Origin of the sequence: Actinoplanes sp. HUAS TT8 (assembly GCF_051380535.1) — a bacterium.
GTDB lineage: Bacteria > Actinomycetota > Actinomycetes > Mycobacteriales > Micromonosporaceae > Actinoplanes.
The window spans coordinates 6,696,596-6,718,017 of record NZ_CP195646.1; the positions used below are offsets into that span (position 1 = coordinate 6,696,596).

Annotated in this window: 19 protein-coding genes; 7 read left to right on the forward strand and 12 right to left on the reverse strand. The window is 70.5% G+C overall.

From position 1 onward, the window contains the following. Positions 1-265: 265 nt before the first annotated feature. Together ACSHV8_RS29735 and ACSHV8_RS29740 are read right to left on the reverse strand one after the other, a co-directional pair. Complete coding sequence (locus ACSHV8_RS29735; RefSeq protein ID WP_436520949.1) at positions 266-2,062, reverse strand: CocE/NonD family hydrolase; 1,797 nt, start codon at positions 2,060-2,062, stop codon at positions 266-268. A gap of 70 nt (positions 2,063-2,132) precedes the next feature. After that, positions 2,133-2,600, reverse strand: coding sequence for a peroxiredoxin (locus ACSHV8_RS29740; RefSeq protein ID WP_436520951.1), 468 nt, complete (start codon positions 2,598-2,600; stop codon positions 2,133-2,135). Between the two features lie 95 nt (positions 2,601-2,695). On the opposite strand from ACSHV8_RS29740, the gene ACSHV8_RS29745 reads away from it, so the two are divergent. Further along, positions 2,696-3,067, forward strand: a complete 372-nt coding sequence (locus ACSHV8_RS29745; RefSeq protein ID WP_436520953.1) for a PadR family transcriptional regulator — start codon at positions 2,696-2,698, stop codon at positions 3,065-3,067. Then, on the forward strand, positions 3,064-4,431 hold the full coding sequence (locus ACSHV8_RS29750) for a permease prefix domain 1-containing protein (protein WP_436520955.1): 1,368 nt from the start codon (positions 3,064-3,066) through the stop codon (positions 4,429-4,431). Before ACSHV8_RS29745 ends, ACSHV8_RS29750 begins: the two co-directional genes overlap by 4 nt. A 4-nt stretch (positions 4,432-4,435) precedes the next feature. Here the strand turns inward: ACSHV8_RS29750 and ACSHV8_RS29755 are convergent, their stop codons facing one another. Beyond that, positions 4,436-5,029, reverse strand: a complete 594-nt coding sequence (locus ACSHV8_RS29755; protein WP_436520957.1) for a DUF4352 domain-containing protein — start codon at positions 5,027-5,029, stop codon at positions 4,436-4,438. Between the two features lie 377 nt (positions 5,030-5,406). Between ACSHV8_RS29755 and ACSHV8_RS29760 the strand changes: the two genes are divergently transcribed. After that, positions 5,407-6,942, forward strand: coding sequence for a polysaccharide deacetylase family protein (locus tag ACSHV8_RS29760; protein WP_436520959.1), 1,536 nt, complete (start codon positions 5,407-5,409; stop codon positions 6,940-6,942). A 94-nt stretch (positions 6,943-7,036) separates the two neighbouring features. On the opposite strand, the gene ACSHV8_RS29765 is transcribed toward ACSHV8_RS29760, so the two are convergent. The 6 genes from ACSHV8_RS29765 to ACSHV8_RS29790 are packed head-to-tail and all read right to left on the reverse strand — an operon-like array spanning position 7,037 to position 13,606. Further along, positions 7,037-8,041 (reverse strand): N-acetylglucosamine kinase, encoded by a 1,005-nt coding sequence (locus tag ACSHV8_RS29765; RefSeq protein WP_436520960.1) that lies wholly within the window; start codon positions 8,039-8,041, stop codon positions 7,037-7,039. Further along, positions 8,038-9,294 carry a 6-phospho-beta-glucosidase gene (locus ACSHV8_RS29770; RefSeq protein ID WP_436520962.1) on the reverse strand — a complete coding sequence of 419 codons (1,257 nt, stop codon included), beginning with the start codon at positions 9,292-9,294 and terminating at the stop codon, positions 8,038-8,040. Before ACSHV8_RS29770 ends, ACSHV8_RS29765 begins: the two co-directional genes overlap by 4 nt. After that, positions 9,291-10,169, reverse strand: coding sequence for a carbohydrate ABC transporter permease (locus ACSHV8_RS29775; protein ID WP_436520964.1), 879 nt, complete (start codon positions 10,167-10,169; stop codon positions 9,291-9,293). The genes ACSHV8_RS29770 and ACSHV8_RS29775 overlap by 4 nt, the downstream gene beginning before the upstream one ends. Further along, on the reverse strand, positions 10,166-11,092 hold the full coding sequence (locus ACSHV8_RS29780) for a carbohydrate ABC transporter permease (RefSeq protein WP_436520966.1): 927 nt from the start codon (positions 11,090-11,092) through the stop codon (positions 10,166-10,168). Before ACSHV8_RS29780 ends, ACSHV8_RS29775 begins: the two co-directional genes overlap by 4 nt. Before the next feature lie 3 nt (positions 11,093-11,095). Then, complete coding sequence (locus ACSHV8_RS29785) at positions 11,096-12,412, reverse strand: ABC transporter substrate-binding protein (protein ID WP_436520968.1); 1,317 nt, start codon at positions 12,410-12,412, stop codon at positions 11,096-11,098. 18 nt (positions 12,413-12,430) lie between these two features. Further along, a complete protein-coding gene (locus ACSHV8_RS29790) occupies positions 12,431-13,606 on the reverse strand; it encodes an ROK family protein (protein WP_436520970.1) in 1,176 nt (391 codons plus the stop codon). 190 nt (positions 13,607-13,796) lie between these two features. On the opposite strand from ACSHV8_RS29790, the gene ACSHV8_RS29795 reads away from it, so the two are divergent. Then, on the forward strand, positions 13,797-15,017 hold the full coding sequence (locus ACSHV8_RS29795) for a chitosanase (RefSeq protein ID WP_436520972.1): 1,221 nt from the start codon (positions 13,797-13,799) through the stop codon (positions 15,015-15,017). A 532-nt stretch (positions 15,018-15,549) separates the two neighbouring features. Here the strand turns inward: ACSHV8_RS29795 and ACSHV8_RS29800 are convergent. Further along, positions 15,550-16,185, reverse strand: a complete 636-nt coding sequence (locus ACSHV8_RS29800) for a TetR family transcriptional regulator (RefSeq protein ID WP_436520974.1) — start codon at positions 16,183-16,185, stop codon at positions 15,550-15,552. A 111-nt stretch (positions 16,186-16,296) separates the two neighbouring features. Further along, on the reverse strand, positions 16,297-17,127 hold the full coding sequence (locus ACSHV8_RS29805) for an oxidoreductase (protein ID WP_436520976.1): 831 nt from the start codon (positions 17,125-17,127) through the stop codon (positions 16,297-16,299). A 165-nt stretch (positions 17,128-17,292) separates the two neighbouring features. On the opposite strand from ACSHV8_RS29805, the gene ACSHV8_RS29810 reads away from it, so the two are divergent. Continuing rightward, entirely contained in the window at positions 17,293-17,886 is a 594-nt protein-coding gene (locus ACSHV8_RS29810; protein WP_436520978.1) for a restriction endonuclease, read from the forward strand. 136 nt (positions 17,887-18,022) lie between these two features. Here ACSHV8_RS29810 and ACSHV8_RS29815 read toward each other — a convergent pair whose 3' ends face one another. Next, a complete protein-coding gene (locus ACSHV8_RS29815; protein WP_436520980.1) occupies positions 18,023-19,141 on the reverse strand; it encodes an acyltransferase family protein in 1,119 nt (372 codons plus the stop codon). Positions 19,142-19,452: 311 nt separating this feature from the next. On the opposite strand from ACSHV8_RS29815, the gene ACSHV8_RS29820 reads away from it, so the two are divergent. Together ACSHV8_RS29820 and ACSHV8_RS29825 are read left to right on the forward strand one after the other, a co-directional pair. Next, positions 19,453-20,394 carry a helix-hairpin-helix domain-containing protein gene (locus ACSHV8_RS29820; protein WP_436520982.1) on the forward strand — a complete coding sequence of 314 codons (942 nt, stop codon included), beginning with the start codon at positions 19,453-19,455 and terminating at the stop codon, positions 20,392-20,394. Further along, a complete protein-coding gene (locus ACSHV8_RS29825) occupies positions 20,391-21,386 on the forward strand; it encodes an OmpA family protein (protein WP_436520984.1) in 996 nt (331 codons plus the stop codon). The genes ACSHV8_RS29820 and ACSHV8_RS29825 overlap by 4 nt, the downstream gene beginning before the upstream one ends. Positions 21,387-21,422 lie beyond the last annotated feature (36 nt).

The window sequence follows — 21,422 nt, forward strand, 5'->3', positions numbered from 1 at the left end:
ATCGGCGGGGACCGATTCTCCACTTCACCGGCCCACCGGTAAAGCCGACCGACCATCCCGGACTCGGGCGGGCCCCCCGTATGGCGCAGATCCACCCTTATGTGCTTTGATCTATCCGGGCCGGGCATCTTCCCCCGTGGATGCCCGGCTCCATAATCTCCGTCCGCCGTGACGTCGACCGGCGAAGATCAAGGTCAAGATCAAGATCCGATTGCCGGCGTACGGCCGGTGAACCGCCCCGAAAGCAGTCCACCGGCCGCTGCGGTCAGTGGTGGCCGCGCGGGTCGAGCGGGAACGTCCCGGCACCGACCCCGGTCAGCGTCCGGGTGTACTGCCGCCGGTAGGTGTCGAGGAACGGCGACCGGTCGCCCTGCGTCGGAACGTCGAAGCGAGGGTTCTGCAGCGCCAGGCTCAGCCGCGCCCGGGTGACCGCCACGATGTTGCCGCTCGGGACGTCCCGCCAGCTCCCGCTGCCGATGGTCCCGATCTGCACGCCCAGCTGATGACCGGCCTCGAACGTCCAGTCGGTCGACTTCAGGTCGAACGAGACCCGACCGGCCTTCTCGACGAGGGACACGTTCTCGTCGAACATCACCGACGTCCCGTCCGCGGCGACGTCCCAGAGCCGGACCATCACGTTGCCCGCCGCACTCGCGTTCAGCGTGACCCGCGGGGTGGCGGTGATCCGCAGCCGCGACGTCACCGGCGTGGACCAGGAGAAGTAGCTGTGTGCATCCCCGGCCGCCAGGGGTGTCTGGCGCAGGCCGGCCGGCGGGGCCGGGTCGGCCGCGTGCTCCATGTCCCACTGCGTCCCGGCGACGGCCGGGGCGGCCAGGGTCGACGGGAGGCCGTCGTCGACGTACTGCCCGTCGGGGAGACCGGCCGTGGCCGACGACGTCGCCAGGGGCCAGGTCGGCTGCGCGCGCCAGACGCCGGTACTGTCCTCGACGGCGAACGCCGGGTCGTGGACCTGCGGCCGGATGCCCTTCAGGTAGTAGTCGTAGAAGCGCATGACCTCGTCGAAGAAGCCGGCCCGGCCCTGCAGCAGCTGCCCGTCGCCGTTCGTCTCGTTGCCGCGCACGTGCTCCCACTGGCCCATCCAGCCGCGCTCGACGCCCCGGTGGTTGCCGAGGAACTCCTGGACGTCCTCGGGCTTGGTGTTGTTCTCGATGAATCCCTGGGTCACGAAGAGCGGCGTGTTCGTGCCCTCGGCGCTCGCCGCCAGGTTCCGCGCCCGCCAGTAGGACGAGTCCAGGTCCGGGTTGTTGTTGTTCGTCAGGTTGTCGGTCAGGCACTCGGGGTGGCCGGTCTCGTAGGCCGCGGCGGCCCGATAGCGGGCGGTGTCGTCGGGCAGCGTCGGCATCGTGGCGATCCCGTTGTACGCGTTCGGCGTCCCGGTCACGTTGGGTCGCGGCACCCCGTTGCTGAACAGGTAGTTGTACATGTTCCAGACCGGCTCCTGGGCCACGACCGCCTTCAGCGCGCCGAGCCGCAGGTTGTTGCCGACCAGCCCGGTCACGGCGTCGTAGGACTTGCCGTACATGCCGACCTTGCCGGTCGACCAGGGTTGCCGGGCCGCCCACTGGATCGCGGCTCGAACATCCGCCTGCTCGCCCGGCCCGACCCAGTCGAGGCACCCGGTGCTCCCGCCGAAACCCCGAAGATCGACCATGACGTACGTGTATCCGCGCGCGAACAGCCCGGTGCCGCCGGTGAAGTCGGCGAACCGGTCGGACGGACCGGTCTGCGTCCAGCCCTCCGGGGCGGTCTGACCGGTGTGCGAGAAGTACGGGCCGACGGCCAGGATCACCGGCGTCCGGGCCCGGGGCGGGAGGCCGGCCGGCCGCAGGACGTCGGCGTGCAGCTCGACGCCACTGTGGTCGGCCGACGGGAAGTACGCCTCGGTCCAGACCGCACCCTCGGGCACGCGCGGATTCTCCTCGTGGGTGACCCCGGTCGTCGCCGGCGACGCGGAGGCGGCCGTCGCCGGGCCGCCCACCGCGAGTGCCGCGACCGTGATCAGCGCGCCGGCCGCGGCTGTGGCCCGCCTGCGTATGGTCATCCGACCCTCCAAGCCATAGAGCAGTGTCTCTGCATGGCCTGACGCTAGCGCGCCGGAGTCCCCGGTGGAGTCACGCCTTGGCGGCGACCGCCACGGCCAGCGCGTCGGTGGCGTGCTGGTTCATGTCCATCTCGCTGTGGATGACGTCGAGGATGCGCTGATCGGTGCCGATCACGAACGTCATCCGCCGGGTGCTGAGCGCGCCGAGACTCAGCCGGCGCTTCACGCCGTACGCCGCAATCGTTTTTGAATCGGGGTCGGACAACAGCGGGTAATCGAACGTGTTGGTCTCCGCGAAGAGTTTCTGCTTCTCGACCGGATCGCGGCTGATGCCGACGCGCTGCACGCCGGCCTCCCGGTACTCGGTCGCCAGGTCCCGGAAGTGGCAGGCCTCGGCCGTGCAACCGCGGGTCATCGCGCCGGGGTAGAAGAAGAGGACGACCGGGCCGTCCGCGATCAGATCGGTCAGCCGCCGCGGCGTGCCGTCCTGGTCGGGCAGTTCGAAGTCGGGCGCGAGGTCGCCCTTACCGATGCTCATCGCCGCAGGGTACGTCAGTTCGAGATCGAAACCGTTGCGACGCTTGTTACCTAGATCTACTATGCCTTGCAGTTCTAGGTAAAGGAGGCCGCTCCGTGCGGGTGACCAAGGATCTGGTGGCCGCGTCGGCCACACCGATCGTGCTCGGCATCCTGGCCGAGGGCGAGAGTTACGGCTACGCCGTCCTGCGCCGCATCAGTGAGCTGTCCGGCGGCGAGCTGGACTGGACCGAGGGCTTCCTCTATCCGCTGCTGCACCGGCTCGAACGCCTCGGGCACGTCGAGTCGAGCTGGCAGACGGTCACCGGCGAACGCCGCCGTAAGTACTACCGCATCACCCGGCAGGGCCAGGCCGAGCTGGCCGAGCAACGCCGGCAGTGGGCGACCGTCGTCGAGGCGCTCACCCGGATCTGGCCCGACGTCGGCGACCTCCGGTCGCTGACCTTCCCCCTGGAGGGCAACGCGTGACGGTGACCGACGGCCCGGACGAACTGGAGGCCCAGTTCGCCCAGTGGCGCGACTACGTACGCCGCCGCACCGAGCTGCTGCCGGCCGACGCCGACGAGCTCGAGGACCACCTGCGCAACTCGGTCGACGGCCTGATCGAACTCGGACTGCGACCGGACGAGGCGTTCCTCATCGGGGTCAAGCGGATGGGCGGCCTGGACGAGCTGTCCCGCGAGTTCGCCCGCGAGCACTCCGAGCGGCTGTGGAAGCAGCTGGTGTTCACCGGCGACCCGGTCAAGCCCCGCCAGTCCCGGCGGGACCTGATCGCCATGCTGGTCTGCGCGGCCGGCGCGGCCGTCTCGATCAAGATCCCGGCGCTGTTCGGCCTGGGCTTCGACGACGACGACGGCTCGTTCTACTTCACCAACCTGTCGCTGTTCGTGCTGCCGTGGCTGGCCGCCTTCCTGGTCTGGCGACGGCAGTCCGGCCCCCGGGTGTGGGGCGCGCTGGCCGCGTTGTTCGCACTCGGCGCGATCGGGGCCAACATCTATCCGCTGGACGACGAGTCCCAGTCGGTGATCCTGACCGCCGGCCACCTGCCCGTCGCGCTGTGGTTCGCGGTCGGCGTCGCCTACGTCTCCGACGACCTGCGCTCGTCCCGGCGGCGCATGGACTTCATCCGCTTCAGCGGCGAGTGGTTCATCTACCTGGTGCTCATCGGCCTCGGCGGCGGCGTGCTGATCGCCTTCTTCGTCGGGACGTTCACCGCGATCGGGATCGAGCCCGGCGACTTCCTCGCGAACTGGCTGCTGCCCTGCGGCGGGATGGCCGCGATCGTCGTCGCCGGGTGGCTCGTCGAGGTCAAACAGGGCGTGATCGAGAACATCGCGCCGGTGCTGACCCGGCTGTTCACCCCGCTCTTCGCCGTGGTGCTGCTGGCCTTCCTGGCCGCCGTCGCCGTCAACGGCCACGGCATCGACGTCGACCGGGAAACGCTGGTGATGTTCGACAGCCTGCTCGCGGTCGTCCTGGGCCTGCTGCTCTACTCGATCTCGGCCCGTGACCCGCTGGCCCCGCGCGGCACGTTCGACGTGCTGCAGCTGGTCCTGGTGGTCAGTGCGCTGGTCATCGACGCGCTGGTGCTGCTGGCCATGACCGGCCGCATCGCCGAGTACGGCGGCACCCCGAACAAGGTGGCGGCGCTGGGCGAGAACATCGTGCTGCTGGCCAACCTGGCCTGGGCGGCCTGGCTGCTGCTGACCTTCGTCCGGCGGCGCGGCGGCTTCACCGCGATCGAGCGCTGGCAGACGACGTACCTGCCGGTCTTCGCGGTGTGGATGTGGGCGGTCGTCCTGCTCCTGCCGCCCGCCTTCCACTACCGGTGACGCGCTAGCCGAGCCGGACCTCGGCGCCGCCCGAGAGCAGGGAGTCGTGCAGTTTCACGGTGGCCGGCCTGGCCTTCTTCGGAACGTCGAAGACGAGCCGGCCGGCCACCCGGCCGCCCGGGTCGAGCTTGTGCAGGAAGGATTCGGTGCCCTGGTTGGCGTAGATGCCGGCCACCTCGTCGCTGCCGTACTCGGTGCCGGCCGTGTCGTACAGCTTCTGGGCGCGGCCGACGAACAGCTTGACGCCGTCGCCGATGTTGCGCACCGACAGACTGACCACGCAGAACTTGCCGGTGGCGGTGCGCTTCAGGTGCTCGACGCCGATGCTCGTCCGCGAGCAGTCCACCCGGGTGACCACGAACTCCAGCTTGCCGTCGCGCACCGGATCCCCGAGACCCGGACCGGCCGGCGAGGGTTTGGCGACCGGCCCGGCGACGACCGGCTGCCCGTGGTTGTACGTCTCGGCCGCGATCCCGGCCGCGAACAGCACGATCACGGCGACGAGCGAGGCCACCACCGCGACCGTCACCTTGACCGGCGAGACGCCCCGGGCGGCCCGGACCGGCCGGCGCTGCTGACGACGAAGGTCGTGCGACATCGGACCACTCCAGGGAGACCGGCCGTTTTCCTCCCCTCACTGTCAGCTACGGTGTCGAGCTGAACCAGCGATTCGGCATGATCAGCGCCATTCTCCGCCTGATCGGACAAGTACGGCGATCAGCCGCAGGCCGAACACCGCCATCTCGACTCCCCTCGCCGCCGGAGGATCACGGCCGACATCCGTGACATCTGTCATAGGTATGGGCGGTTGCCGCTGCTTCCGCAGGTTGCGCACCAGAATTGATCGATAAATGTGATCCTTTCGGACGAAATTGACCGAGAGTGCTAGCGTCGCCCGCTGGCGAGCCGAGCGGTTCGGCGACCGGCACTGCGGACATGTCGGCAGTCGCATGATGGAAGCGGAGGTACGTACCGATGTCCGACGAGCCCAGGGCGACGACACCGGGCGGCGCATCATCCGACCAGCCCGACGCGGAGCCCACACGCGTCACGCCGGACGAGGAGGCCACGGTGGCGATCCCGGCCGACTCGGCCGCGGACGAGGCCACCGCGGTGATCCGGGCCGAGACGTCGTCGGACGAGGCCACCGCGGCGATTCCGGCCGAACCGGCAGCAGACGAGGCGACGGTCGCCATGCCGATCGACGCCGCACCGGACGCAACCGACCCGGCGGACGCAGCCGACACAGCAGATACGGCCCGCGCCGATGATTCGCCGGATTCGCCGAGTTCAGCGGACTCGGCGGACCCGGTGGACGAGGCCACCGCGGTCATTCCGGCCGAGACGCCGGCGGATGAGGCCACCGTGGCCATGACGGCCGAAACGCCGGCGGACGAGGCCACCGTGGCCATGACGGCCTCCGCCGAATCGGATTTTTCGGAAATGCCGGAAGAGACGACAACGGTGATCCCGGCCGACGAAGCGACCGTCGCCATGCGGATCGACACCCCGCGCGACGAGGCCACCGTGGCCATTCCGGCCGGCCGGGCGTCGGAGGACGCCACGCTGGCCGGCCTGGCCGGCAAGACGATCGACGAGGCCACCACGGTGATCTCGGGTGGGGCGAGACCGAGCAGGGCCACCCCGGTCGCCCCGCCCGCGGGGACGCCGGAGCCGGCGGCTTCGCGCGGTTTCGTCGTGACCCGGCGGCGGCTGCTGCTGGGCATCTCCGGGGCCGGCGTCGCGGCCGCCGCGGCCGCGTTCGCCGTGCACTCGGCGACCGATGAGCCCGGGAAGGGCGCGGCCGAGCCGGTGCCCGGCCAGCCCGTGGTCACCCGGTCGCGGATCCCGGAGAGCGCGCCGGTCACCGCCGCCCCGAAGCCGCTGCCGGTGCAGCGCAAGCCGATCTCGACGCTCGCCGAGTACACCAAGGCGACCGGGGGCAAGCCGTTCCCGACCGATGCGATCGCCCTGACCATCGACGACGGCCCGCACCCGGTGTGGACGCCGAAGATCCTCCAGCTGCTCGACAAGTATCAGGTGCCGGCGATGTTCTGCATGATCGGCAACCAGGTGCTGGGCCACGAGAAGACCGCCCAGCTGGTCACCGGCGACGGCCACCAGCTGGCCAATCACACGTGGAGCCACCCCACCGAGCTCGGGGAGAAGCCGAGCCGGGTCGCCCGCAACGAGATCCGCAAGGCCCAGGCGAAGATCACCAAGACGACGGGGTACGTGCCCAAGCTGTTCCGTTCGCCCGGTGGCGACTGGTCCCCCCAGTTGCTGAAGGACATCGCGCACGCCGGGCTGCTCCCGCTGGACTGGAGCAACGACCCGCGGGACTGGACCATGCCCGGTGTCGCCACGATCGAGCAGCGGATGCTGGCGGCCAAGCCGGGTCAGATCCTGCTCTGCCACGACGGCGGCGGCGACCGTTCCCAGACGTACAAGGCCCTCAGTGTCGTCATTCCCGCCCTGAAGGCTCGCGGCCTCCAGTTCGTGGCGCTCTGACCGGCCCGATCGCGGCCCGGTGGCCGAGGCACCCGGCGGAAACCGGGGATGACGCCTCGACCGCCGGGCCGGGATCAGAGCCTCGGCCGGCCGGTCAGGCCTCGACCAGGGAGGGCCCCGGCAGACGCTGGGTGATCGCCGCGCGCAGGGCCGGTTCGGCCGCCGGGACGGCGTTCAGGGAGTCCAGGGCCAGGAGGGCCGCGCCGGTGACCGGAGGGGCGTCCAGGACCGTGATCGTCGCCAGGGGGGCCTGATCCTGGACGCCCCGGACTATCCGGGCGTGCAGCTGCGGGTGCCGGGCCTGCAGGACGCCACCGCCCAGGACCAGGGCGTGCGGGCGGGACAGCAGGTCCAGGCGGCGGGCGGCCGAGCGGTGCTGGGCCAGGATCTCCTCGGCCTGGCGGTCGACCAGGGCGGAGGCGACCTCGTCGCCGGCCGCGGCGATCGCGAACAGGACCGGGGTCAGTTCCGGGAGCCGGTCCATCGGGATGGCGCCGCGGTGCAGGGCGATGCTCACCGATTCCACCGTGGGGTGTCCGAAGTGGTCGGCGACCGCGGCCGACAGGGCGGTCGGGCGGCTGCGGCCGTCCTCGCCCCGGGCGGCCTCGCGCAGGGTGTGTTCGGCCAGGTCGTGGCCGCCACCCCAGTCGCCCGAGACCGGGCCGAGGGCGACGAACCGGGCGGTCCGGCCGTCGGCCGCGCGGCCGACGCAGTTGGTGCCGGCGCCGCAGACGACGGTGACCGCGTCCGGCATCGACGTGCCGGCCCGGAGCAGCGCGAAGCAGTCGTTGTCGACCTGCGTGCGGCGGGCCCACTCCCGGGCGGCGATCGCGTCGTGCAGGGCGGTCACCTCGTCGGGCAGGTCGGCCCCGGCCAGGTAGGCCGCGATCGTCTCGACCGGCGTGTCCGGGGCCAGGCCGGCCTGGGTCCGGGCCGCCGTGACGAGTTCCCCGAGCACGGTGATCGCGCTGGTCAGGCCGATGTTGTGGGGTGACGACGTGCCGCCGCGGACGAACGCGAGCACCTCGCCGGCCGCGGTGCCGAGCACCACGTCCGTCTTGGAGTTGCCGCCGTCGACCGCGAGGAACAGGGCCGTCATCGGGCCCACGCGAGGTGGGCGCGCCCGGCGGCGATGAGCTTGTCGGCCAGCGGGTCCGCTTTTTCGTGCTGCCCGATCAGCGGGTGGGCCAGCAGCGCACGGTAGACGCGGTCACGGCCGCCCCGCAGCGCGGCGTCGAGCGCCAGTTCCTCGTACGCCGAAGTGTGGGTGATGAGACCGGCCAGGTCGGGCGGCAGGGGGGTGACCGGCAGCGGAGCCGGGCCGTCGAGGCCCGCCCGGGCCGAGATCTCGATGACCGCCTCGGCCGGGAGGAACGGCAGGATGCCGTTGTTGCGGACGTTCACCGAGTGGACGGCGTCGCCGTCGAGGCCGAAGAGCGAGCCGAGCAGGCCGACCGCGGCCTCCGAGTAGTAGGCGCCGCCGCGCTCGCCGAGCAGCGCCGGCTTCTCGACCAGGGTGATGTCGCGGTACATGTCGAGCAGCGTGGCCTCGATCTCGGCGACGCGCTGGCCGCGGGTCGGCGCGCCGATCGACTCCCGCACGTGCCGGTCGTGCGCGTAGAAGTACGACAGGTAGTAGGAGGGGACGGCGCCGAGCATCGTGACGATCTCCGACGCGACGTCCACCTCGTCGGAGATCTCCGACAGGTGCTCGGAGATCAGGAAGGGCAGCCGGTCGACGCCGTCCACATAGGCGGCCCGCTCCCAGGTCAGATGGTTGAGACCGACATGATCGAGCACGACCGCCGACGGGTCCACGCCCAGGTAGTTGGCGAACCGGCGCTGGAACCCGATGGCCACGTTGCACAGCCCGACCGCCTTGTGCCCGGCGTCGAGCAGCGCCCGCGTGACGATCCCGACCGGGTTGGTGAAGTCGACGATCCACGCGCCGGGCTTGGCGCGTTTCCGCACCCGTGACGCCACGTCGAGGATCACCGGCACGGTGCGCAGCGCCTTGGCCAGTCCCCCGGCCCCGGTCGTCTCCTGGCCCACGCAGCCGCATTCCAGGGGGAACGTCTCGTCGGTGATCCGGGCCTGCTGGCCGCCGACGCGCAGCTGGATGACCACGGCGTCGGCGTCGGTGACCCCGGCGTCCAGGTCGGTCGTCCAGGTGACCTTCCCGGGGTGGCCGTAATTCGCGAAGATACGGGCCGCGAACGCGCCCACGATGTCCAGGCGTTCGGCCGCCGGATCGATCAGGACCAGCTCGGAGACCATGGTGCCGAGCCGGGCGAACCCGTCCACGAGCTCTGGCGTATAGGTGGATCCGCCACCGACGACCGCGATTTTCAACCCTTGAATCCTGTCAGCGTGATGCCCTGCACGAACGCGCGCTGGGCGAAGAAGAAGATGATGATCAGCGGGGCCATGGCCAGCACCGTCGCCGCCGTGACCAGGTTCCAGTCGACGTGGTGGACGGTCCGGAACGAGGCCAGGCCCAGCGTCAGCGTCCACGAGTTCTCGTTCTCGCTCGTGTAGAGCAGTGGCCCGTAGTAGTCGTTCCAGCAGAAGAAGAACTGGAACAGGCCGGCCGCCGCGATGCCCGGGCGGGCCATCGGCAGCACGACCTTCAGCAGCGTGCGCCACTCGCCGGCGCCGTCGACCCGGGCCGCGTCGAGCAGCTCGGTCGGGATCGTCAGCAGGAACTGGCGCAGCAGGAAGATGCAGAACGCGTCCCCGAACAGCGCCGGGATGATCAGCGGCCAGAGCGAGCCGGTCAGGCCGTAGCGGGCCCACATCAGGTACAGCGGGACGGTCACCACCTGCGGCGGGAGCATCATCACGCAGATCACGACGAGGAAGAGCGCGTTGCGGCCACGGAATTTCAACTTCGCGAGCGCGTACGCCGCGGGCACGCTCGACGCCAGGGTCAGCACCGTCGCGGTCCCCGCGTACAGCACCGTGTTGAGCAGGTAGTGCGGCAACGGGGTCGCCTGGAAGACCCGCAGGTAGTTCTCCGGGTGCCACGTGTTCGGCCAGTAGTCGCTGGTCAGCGCCTGGTTGCTGGTCATCAGCGAGAGCAGGATCAGGTAGGCCACGGGCGTGATGAACATGATCGAGAGCACGATGGCGATGCTGTGCCGGGCGATCCAGACCAGCGTGTTGTGCCGGCGGACCTTCCTGTCCACGGTGGCCTTGACGGCCGGCCGGTCCATGACCAGCGTCATGATTCCTCCCCGGAGAACGCCTTGGCGCGGCGCAGCAGGATGACGGTGACCGCGAGCGCGACCACGAAGAGGGCGATGGCCAGGGCGTTCGCGTAGCCGAGGGCGTTGTAGCGGAACCCGACGGTGTAGAGCCAGACCGGGTACATGAAGGTCGAGCCGTCCGGGTACCCGAAGGACTGGGAGATCCCGGCGCCGACGGTGGCCTGCCCGCTGGCGATCGAGCCGGCCACCGCCGCCTGGTCGAAGTACTGCAGCGTGTAGATGACGCCGGTGACCGCCGCGAACAGGATCACCGGACGGATCGACGGCAGCGTGATCGACCGGAACTTGTGCCAGGCGTTCGCGCCGTCCAGCGACGCGGCCTCGTAGAGGCTCTCGGGAACGCCCAGCACCGCCGCCAGGAAGATGATCATCAGGTCGCCGCAGGCCCAGAGGCCGAGCAGGACCAGCGACGGCTTCGCCCAGGTCGGAGAGTTGAACCAGAGCGGGCCGTCGATGCCGATCTTCTCCAGCAGGTGGTTCACCGGGCCGGTGCCCGGCTTGAGCAGGTAGACGAACGCGATGGTGGCGGCCACCGACGGCACCAGCGACGGCAGGTAGAGGATCGTCCGGAAGACACTGGCCCCGCGCTTGAACTGCGCGAGCAGCATCGCCAGCCCGATCGCGAAGATGATCCGCACCGGGACGAAGACCGCCACCATCCACAGGGTGTTGCGCACCGACTGGAGCAGGAACGGGTCGTCCGCCATCTGCCGGTAGTTGCTCAGCCCCACCCACTGCGGCACGGAGAGCAGGTCGAACTTCGTGAAGGAGAAGTAGACCGCCGAGAGCAGGGGGTAGAGGAAGAACACCGCGATGCCGATGAGCGCGGGCGCCAGGAAGGAGAACGTGGTGAGGCCCCGGCGGAGGCGAACGCCGTCCATGGGTCAGCCGCCCAGCGTCATGACGCTGTTGATCTGCTTGTCGGCGTCGGCCAGCCCCTTGTCCAGGTCGGCCACCTGACCGGACTGGTACGTGGTCAGGAACTTCCCGAACGTCTCCTGGTAGGCCGGGCCGGAGGCCGAGGGCGGCGAGGTCATCGAGTTCGGGTTGGTGAAGATGTCGATGAACGCCTTGAAGTCCGGGTCCCCGTTCAGGGTCGGGTCGGCGATCGCCTTGGTCGTGGTCGGCACGTTCTTGAGCAGTCCGGCCAGCTTGGTGACGGCCGCGTCGTTCGTGGTCAGGTACTTGATCAGCTCCCAGGCGGCCTCGGGGTTCTTGGCGTTCTTGGAGATGCCCATGATGTTGCCGGTGACGTAGCCGCCGCCGTAGCGGGACGGGTCACTGGTCGGGAGCGGCGCAACGCCGTACTTCAAATCGGGTGTCTGGTCCTTGAGGAAGGCCAGGCGGTACTCGGCGTCGATGTTGATCGCGACCTGGCCCTTCTGGAAGGCGTTGTCGCTGCTGAACTCGTCGCCGAGGCTGGCCTTGAACTTGCTCAGGTTGTCGTAGCCGTACCAGTCGACCAGGTCCTTCTGCCACTTCAGCAGGGTCTTCCAGTTGGCGTCGGAGCCGATCGCGCTCTTGCCGTCCTCGGTCAGCCACTTGGCGCCGGTGGCCGGGGCCAGGTGCGCGGCCGCGTTCTCGTAGAAGTCGTAGAGCGGCAGGAAACCGACCTGCTTGAGCGAGCCGTCCGGGTTCTTGACGGTCAGCTTCTTGGCGTCGGCGGTGAGCTCGTCCAGGGTCTTGGGCGGCCCGGCGATACCGGCCTTGGCGAACAGGTCCTTGTTGTAGAACATCCCGTACGCGTCGGCCAGGAACGGCATCGCGCAGCGCTTGCCCTGGAACTCGGTGTACGACCGGGTCGTGGCGTTGAGCTGATCCAGGTCGACCTTGTCACGGTCGATGTACGGCTTCAGGTCGACCCACGCGCCGGAGGAGCAGAACTTGCCGACGATGTCGGTCGAATAGGAAAGGCCGATGTCCGGCCCGTTGCCGGCCCCGATGGCCTGGGTCACCTTGGAGTCGTCCTGGCCGGACTTGACGGTGACCTTGATGTTCGGGTGCGTGTTCTGGAAGTCCTTGACCACCTCGTCGATGGCCGCGGCCTCGCGCTCGGTGAAGAAGTGCCACAGTTCGACGGTTCCGGAGACCTGCGTACCCGGGTCGGCGATCTTGTTCTCTTTGGGGGCGGGAGTACAGGCGGTGGTCAGCAGAACGGCGGCGGTCAGGGCAAAAAGGGCATGAGGTAGCCGTTTGTTCACTGGGGGCCTCTCAAATAATCAGCTGTCGCGAATGGCGGCGATCAATGCTTCGCGGACCGCGGCGAGACCGGCGTCGAGCGCGCCGAGCAGCACCGCGTCGTCGTTTATGGAAGTGGCGGCGAATGTGGACTCCAGCGGGGCGGCCCGCCGGAACGCACTGTTCACCGCGTCAAGAAGTGCGTCGCCGCCGGCCTGGGCGGTCGGGCCGGCGAGCACCACGAGGTTGGGGTCGAGGACGGCGACGACCGCGGCCAGCGCGACCACGATCCGATCGGCCAGGGTGGCCAGGAACGGCCCGTGCCCGGCGGCCGCAGCGGCCGCGACGATCTCGGCCGGGGTACCGCCGGCGATGCCGTGGTCCCGAGCCAGTTCCTTGATCGCGCCGCCGCCGAACAGGTCCTGCAGGTCGACCTTGCGATGCGTGGAGTCCGGCGAGTAGAGCGGCATGTAACCGATCTCGCCGGCGCTCCCCCGGGTGCCCCGCAGCAGGGTCCCGTTGATGTCGATGGCCAGACCGAGACCGTCCTGGCCGATCCAGAGGAGCGCGAAGTTCTCCGCGTCCCCGGCGACGCCGCGGCTGCGTTCGGCCGCCGCGGCCAGGTTGACGTCGTTGTCGACGCCGATGTCGGTGCCCAGCGCGGTCGCGATCTCCGGGACCAGGCCGGGCCGGGCGAACCCGGGAACGTCGACGAGCCGGATCGTCTCGGTCCGGGGGTCGTAGGCGCCGGGCACGCTGAGCTGCACGTACCGGATCCGGTCGGCCGGAACCTCGGCCTGCTCGCGCAGCTGGGACATCACCTCGGCGACGGTGGCCACCGGGTCGGCGGCCAGGAAGTCGACCCGCGACTCGAACCGGGCGCGGATGGTCCCGGTCAGGTCGCAGAGCGCCGCCGCGACCGCCGGCGTGCCGCTGGTGCCGACGTCCCGCACGGAGATCGCCGCGGCGTACGCGGCATCGGGGTTCGCGTTGTAGATCTCCGCGTTCGGCCCGGGGCGCCCGCTGTCGTGCCCGACGACATTGACGAGTCCCGCCTCGGTGAGGCGCCGCAGCACCTCGGAGATCGTCGGCGTGGACAGCGCGGTGAGCTTGCGCAGATCGGCGCGCGTCAACCGGCCCGGGTCGAGCAGGTGGGCGAGCGCCGCGCTCTCGTTCATGGCGCGGAGCAGCTTGGACGAGCCGGCCAGACGCGTCAACGGAGCTCCCGGGGCGATCGTGAAGTGATTGGCAAAGTGTTTAACAGTTGGCTCAACCTTAGGCCCCGCTCGATCCGTGTCAAGGGTCGAATCTTCGTGATCGACCAGGATTGATAAACCAACTTAACAGTCGTAGAGTCCGTCCCCAACGCGCGCGCCACTCCCCCTCCCCCCATCGATGAGGAGCGCCATGAATCGCGTAAGGACAGTCGCCTACACCGCAATCGGCCTGGTCATCCCCAGTGCGGCCCTGGTCATCGGCCTGCTGCCGGCCAGCGCCGCGACCGCCGGCCCGATCAAGGGCCTGGGCGGCAAATGCATCGACGTCGCCGGTGCCTCCAGCGCCAACGGCACGGCAATTCAGCTGTACGACTGCAACGGCAGCGCGGCCCAGCAGTGGACCGTCGGCAACACCGACGGCACGATCCGATCGCTCGGCAAGTGCCTCGACGTGACCGCCGCGGCCACCACCAACGGCGCCAAGATCCAGCTGTACGACTGCAACGCCACCGCCGCCCAGAAATGGACCGTCAGCAACGGCACCCTGGTCAACAGCGGATCCGGCAAGTGCCTGGACGTGACCGACAAGAGCACCGCCAACGGCGCCCGCCTGCAGATCTGGACCTGCGCCGGCGGCACCAACCAGCTGTGGACCCTGCCCGGAGGCACCACCACGCCCACCACCTCACCGACCACCACCAGTGCCCCCACCGGCAAGAACCTGGACGACGCGGCGAAGAAGGACGTCGCCATGCAGATCGTCTCGGCGGCCGAGAACTCGTCGCTGAACTGGCGGGCGCAGTTCTCGTACATCGAGGACATCGGCGACGGGCGGGGCTACACGGCCGGCATCATCGGCTTCTGCTCCGGCACCGGCGACATGCTGGAACTGGTGGAGGCGTACACCGCCACCAAGCCGTCGAACGTGCTGGCCAAGTACCTGCCGGCGCTGCGCAACGTCAACGGGACCGACTCGCACTCCGGGCTCGACCCCAACTTCACCAAGGACTGGAAGACCGCGGCGGCCGATTCGGTGTTCCAGGCCGCCCAGGAATCCGAGCGGGACCGGGTGTACTTCAACCCGTCCGTGCGGGACGGCAAGGCCGACGGGGTTCGCGCACTCGGACAGTTCGCGTACTACGACGCTTCGGTCGTGCACGGCTACGACGGCATGCGGGCGATCCGCAGCCGCGCGCTGGCCAAGGCCAAGCCGCCGGCCCAGGGTGGGGACGAGCGGACCTGGCTCAACGCGTTCATGGACGAGCGGATCGTCGAGATGAAGAAGGAAGAAGCCCACTCCGACGTGAGCCGGATCGACACGGCGCAGCGGGTGTTCCTGAACAACGGCAACTTCGACCTGAACACGCCGCTGGACTTCAAGGTCTACGGCGACTCGTACCACATCGGCTGACCTGACCGAGCCGCCCGGAACCACGGGGGTCCGGGCGGCTCACCCAGGCACGTGGTCAGGTTTCCCACCTGCAGCCCGAACAGTCCCTGCGGTACCGGCGGCGGTCTCGCTCTCGGTCCGGGGCCGGTGTCACCCTGGCTGCACGAGCCGGGCTGGTGATCGACCCAGAACTGGGCGCGCCGGAAAACCTCGCTGCGGGCGATCCGGCCCCCGACCAACGCCGCCGCCGAGGCTGCGATCGGGCTGGCGATGACAACCGTGGCGACGGCGCCCCAGACGAGCCCGAGCCCGAGACCAGGGATGCACCGGGCGAGCCCGAACCCGGCCACCAGCAAAGCAGCGAGTGCGGCGCGGCGCGAGTGCGGCGCGGCGCGAGTGCGGCGCGGCGCGAGTGCGGCGCGGCGCGAGTGCGGCGCGGCGCGAGTGCGGCGCGGCGCGAGTGCGGCGCGGCGCGAGTGCGGCGCGGCGCGGCGCGAGTGCGGCGCGGCGCGGCGCGGCGCGAGTGCGGCGCGGCGCGAGTGCGGCGCGGCGGTCAGAGCAAGCCGGTCAGGACCACCTGCAGGGCTCGGCCCAGCCGCGCCGGGAAGTCGACGCGGGATGGTGCGAGCCGCGGGTCAAGGAGCGCCTCGGCCACCGACGGCGCCGGGTTCGCGAACGGCCACAAGCCCGCGACCAGCAGGATCATCATCGCGACGAACTCGCGGGCGGCCGGGCCGGCGAGGGCCGGGATGCTCTCGGAGATCAGGTCGGCCAGCCGGGCCTGCAGCGCGCTGTGGGCCAGCTTGAACTCGCGGACCGCCTCGGCCGAGATGTTGCGTTCCAGCTCGGTGCCGAGCGCACTCCACAGTTCGCAGATCACCGGCTCCCGGCCGAGCCAGTCGGCCAGCACCGTGGCCACCTCGGCCGGCTCGCCCGCGGGCAGTTCCAGGACGTCGATCCAGTCCGACAGGGTCTGATTGAGCAGCGCGAAATAGACCCCCTCACGCGTCCCGAAATACCGCACCACGTTGGTCTTCGACAGCCCGACCCGGCGGGCCAGCTCGCGCAGGCTGATCTCGCTCAACGGCATCTCACCGAGAAGGTCCGCCGCCTCGCCGAGAATGGCGCCGCGGCGGGCTTCCCGCTGCTCAGGGCTGCGGGCACGCTGAAAGTCCAGGTCGGGGCTCATCGCCGGCCAGGCTACCCGCCACGGCAGCCGGCCAGGTCACCCACCACAGCCCCCGCCCCGGTCACCCACCGCTGCCCCGGCCAGGTTTCCGAGGCACGGCGGCCGGCTGGGTCACTCGGCATAGCTCACCGACTCGCTGACCGTGCGCCATTTGGCGTCCGAGGCAGCGAGGCGCTCGGCCTGGGCCTGGGCGACCGCGAACGCGTCCGAGCCGAGCAGCAGGTGCAGCGGGGGCTCCGGGTCGGCGGCCACGGCGATCAGCACCTCGGCGATGCGGACCGGGTCGCCCGGCTGGTTGCCGTCGGCGGCACGCAGGCGGGCCACGGCCGGCTCGATCACCGGGCGATAGTCCTCACTGATCGCGTGCGTGGTCATCGACGTGCCGGCCCAGTCCGTGCGCATGCCGCCGGGCTCGGCGATCGTCACCCGGACCCCGAAGCCGGCGACCTCACGGGACAGGACCTCGGAGAAACCGCCGACCGCCCACTTGGCCGACTGGTAGGCCCCGAGACCCGGGCCGCCGACGCGCCCGCCGACCGAGGAGACCTGGATGACGTGCCCGCTGCCCTGCCGCCGCATGACCGGCAGCGCGGCCCGCGTGACGTTGACGACGCCGAAGAAGTTGGCCTCGATCTGGGCGCGGAACTCATCCTCCGGCATCTCCTCGATCGCTGCGACGTCCGCATAACCGGCGTTGTTGACCAGCACGTCGAGCCGCCCGAAGGTGTCGACCGCGACGGCCACCGCGGCCCGCGCCGCGGCCGGGTCGGTCACGTCCAGGGCGACCGCGCGGACCCGGTCGCCATATTTCACGACGAGATCTTCGAGCTGCTCGGGGCGCCGCGCGGTGGCGACGACGCGGTGGCCGGCCTCGAGGACGGACTCGGCGATCTGCCGTCCGAGGCCGCGCGAGCTGCCGGTGATCAGCCAGACGTTGTTCATGATGCTCTCCCGCATTCGACAAGAGGCCAGTGGAACCTTACGAGGCCAAGCTTAAGAGGCCACTGGCCTCTTGCCAACGTTTGCGACCCGGATCACGCCCGCCGGACCGAGCCCCCCGGCGAACGGCTCACCGGAAGTGTCGTACCCGTCGCCTACCGTGCAGGTGTGGCTCGACGCAGGCGCCGGCGACGCAAAGCCGGCAACGAGGGTGGTCTGGTCGTCTTCGGTGGGCTGGGGCTGATCGCCCTGCTGTCGGTGATCGCTCACCAGGCCCGGGCGCATCCGGTGGCGGCGACGCTGATCGCGCTGGCTCTCGCCGGGGTGGCGGCCGGCGGGCTCTGGTTGTGGACGGCCGAGCGGCGGCGGATCGCCGCCCACGAGCGCCGGGTCGCGATCACCGACGGCATGACCGGTGACCAGTTCGAGCACTTCACCGCCCGGCTGATGCGGGCCAGCGGCTTCCGCGGCGTGCGGGTGGTGGGTGGCAGCGGCGACATGGGTGCCGACGTTCTCGCCCGCACGCCGGACGGCCGGCGGGTCGTCGTCCAGTGCAAACGGTTCGCCGGCAATCTGGGCAGTCCGCACGTGCAGCGTTTCGCGGGCACGGCTCGCGACGTCCACGGCGCCGAGGTGGCCCTGCTGGTGACCACCGGCCGGCCGACGGCTCAGGCCCGCGAGGTGGCCGAGCTCTGCCGCATCACCCTGGTCGACCGCACCGACCTGGCGAATTGGCTGTCCACCCGGGCCCTCGACTGCTGAGCCGACCCCACCGGCGAGACGCCGGCCGGCAGGCCACCGGCCGAGCCGACCACCCCGACCCGAGCCGGCTGAATCGACCGAGCCGGCTACGACGACCCGAGCCGGCCAAGCCGACTGAGCCGACCAGGCGAAGGCGTCACCCGCCGAGGCCGACCCGCTGGGCCGGCGGCGCGGGCGCGTCACTCGCCGCGAGCCGCCGCCGCAGGAAGCGAGCCACCGGCCGTTCCACCCACCGGTGGACCATCCAGGCCAGCCCCAGCATGAGCAGGATGACGGCCACCACCGCCACCGCCGGCGGCAACGCGTGCAAGTGCTGCAGAATCGTTCCCCCGATGTGCTGATGCAGCAGGTAGAACGGGTACGTGAGCAGCCCGGCCGTGGTCAGCGGCCGCCACCGGATCCGGGCCGTCCATCCCAGCGCCACCACGGCCATCACCAGGAAGAGCCCGGTGACGATCACCATGGCGACGGTAAGCGAGAGAGGTCGATGCTCGCTCCGGCCGGTCTGCGCGACCCGCGCCCCGAGCGAGTACATCCCGAGCCCCCAGGAGAGCCCGACCAGCCCCCAGTGCCGGATGTCCGAGCCGAATCGGTGGATCAGGAAGAACCCGATCCCGGCCACGAAGTACGGCGCGTACGGCGGTTGCAGCACGGTCACCAGGATCGGCATCCCGGATTTGACCGCCACCACGGACGCGATCAGCCACGCGTACCCGAACCAGAGGACCCGCCGCTGGGTCGCCCCGAGCCACACCACGACGGCGAAGAGCAGGTAGAACCGGGCCTCGGCCCAGAGCGTCCAGTAGGACAGGTCGACCGACACGACGCCGAGCGGCTCGTTCAGCATGGTCAGGTTGACCACGATCTGTTGCGCCGTGACCGGCCGGTGCAGTGACGGCCACAGTCTCATCACCGCGGCCGTGAGCAGGACGGCCGGCCAGTACGCGGGGAAGAGCCGCACCAGCCGGGAGCGCGCGAACCCGCCGACCGTGCGCCCCCACGCGCTCATCGAGATGACGAATCCGCTGATCATGAAGAAGAGTTCGACACCCAGCCATCCGTACGACGAGGCGTGCACCAGCCGCGGGAACGGCACCCGCCCGTCCCACAGCCGGTCGGCGTTGAGCGCGGTGAAGTGGAAGATCGCCACCGACAGCGCGGCGCACAGGCGCAGTCCGTCGAGCACGGCGACCCGGTCGGCGGCTCGTCGTCGCGCCGCGGGGGCCGGCGCCGGCCGTTCCTGAATGAGGGTCACGCCGGGTCCGTCCTCACCACAGTGACATCGATCAGCACGACCGGACTAACGACGCATCGGCCGATGGGCGACGCCTCACCGTAATCATCGCGGGAATCGGGGCCCCGGAATAGCATTCGATCCGTAGTCGGATACCTACCCGCTGCGCATTTTGCAAGATGCAAATAAGACGATATTCTGATCATGACACGGCTCCCGGACGCGGGAAATCCGGCACCGCGCGCTATCCGTGAACGTCTTTGCATGCAGGACATTCCGTCGCGGTTTCCCGCTAGTTCGACGGCGCTTCATCGCGCCCGTTTCCGGAGGTCATGGTGGCCTGGTTCATCGGCCAGTCGATCGTCTTCATCCTGCTGTCGTTCCTGGTCGGCGTCGTGGTCGGCCGTCTCACGGTGCGCCGGGCCACGCCGTCCGAGCGGGTTTCCGGCGGGCCGGCGGAAAAGGCGGCGATCGTGCCGATGCCACCGGAAAAGGTCACGGTGAGTCAGCCGGTCGAAACCGTTGCCGAGGTTCGTCCGGAATTGGTCGAAAAAGCCGTCAAACCGAAGCCGCGTCCGCGAAAGGCGGCGGCCCCGGTGACAGAAAAGGCAGTTACGGCGGAAAATCCGATTCCCGCGGAAAAGCCGGTTGCCGTGGAAGATCCGATCCCGGCCCCCATCGACGAGCCCGCTCCGGCCCCGGAGCCGGAGCCGGCCGACGAGCTGGAGCGCATCGAGGGCATCGGCCCGAAGATGGCCGACGCCCTGCGCGCCGCCGGCCTCCGCACGTTCGACCGGCTGGCGACCGCCGACGCCGCCAAGCGCCGCGCGATCAACGCCGCCGGCCTGACCTTCGCTCCGAGCCTGGTGACCTGGAGCCGCCAGGCCCGCCTGCTGGCCGACGGCAACGAGGAGGCGTTCAACGCCCTGACCGCGCGTCTGATCGCCGGCCGGGAGACCACCCCGGAGGACGACGACCTGGAGCGGGTCGAGGGCATCGGCCCGATGATGGCGACCGCGCTGCGGGCCGCCGGCATCCGCACGTACCGGCAGCTGGCCAAGGCCGACGACAACTCCAAGCGCCAGGCCGTCCTGGCCGCCGGCATGAACTTCGCCCCGAGCCTGGTCACCTGGAGCCGCCAGGCCCAGCTGCTGGCCGACGGCAACGAGGAGGCGTTCAACGCCCTGACCACCCGCCTGGTGGCCGGCCGGGACACGGAGGCGGCCCGCGCCGCCGCCAAGATCATCGATCGGGACGCCGAGGCCACCCGATGAGGACCGGGAACCGCCGCCTCTGGCTCGCCGCGCTCCTCGCCGTCCTCGCCCTGGCCGGCATCACCACCGCCCAACTCGTCCCGAACCGTCACCGGATCGAGTCCACCCTCACCGACCGGTCCGTCCAGGCCCTGGCCGCCGCCGGGCAGAGCGACGCGGCGGTCACCTTCACCGGTCGCGACGCCGTCGTCGTGACCGATTCCGACGCCAAGGCCGACCAGGCCCGCCGGGTGCTCACGGCGGTGGACGGCGTCCGCGCGGTCCGGGTCACCGTCGAGGCCCCGATCGCCACCACCCCGCCCACGTTCCTGCTGGCCACCGGCCACGGATCGACGGTGCTGACCGGCACGGTCCCGACCGCCGAGGTCCGGGCCGCGCTGCACGACGCCGCCACCGCGACCTTCGGCGCGGTCGACGACCGGGTCACGGTCGCGGCCACGGTCACGGCCGACCCGCTGCTCACGGCCCTGCCTTCACTTCTGCGTGCGCTTCCGGTCCAGGCCGACGATTTCGCCGTACGGCTGGAAGGCGGCACCGTGACCCTGAGCGGAACCGCTCCCGAGGAGACGACCCACCTCGCCCTGGCCGCCGCGGTCGAGCGCGCAGGCGTGCCGGTCGTCGATCGGGTGACCGTTCCTGATCTGCAGCCGCGGCTCTCCGCCGTACCCCCGCTGGAATTCCGGACGGGAAGCGCCGAGCTGACCGAGGCCTCGCGGAAGTCGCTGCGGGAGGTCGCGGCTCTGCTGGAGTCGAATCCGAGCGCGAACGTCCGCATCGACGGTCACACCGACTCCAGCGGCTCGGAGGCGACGAACCTGTGGGTCAGCCGCGCCCGCGCCGACGCGGTGCGGACCGGCCTGATCGGGCTCGGCGTGTCGGCCGACCGCCTGACCGCGACCGGTTACGGCGAGTCCCGTCCCAAGGTCGCGAACGACTCCCCGGAGCACCGCGCCGAGAACCGCCGCGTGGAGATGACGGTGGTGACGGGCTGAATCGGTCACGGGTCGGCCGTTCGGCCGATGCGGCGC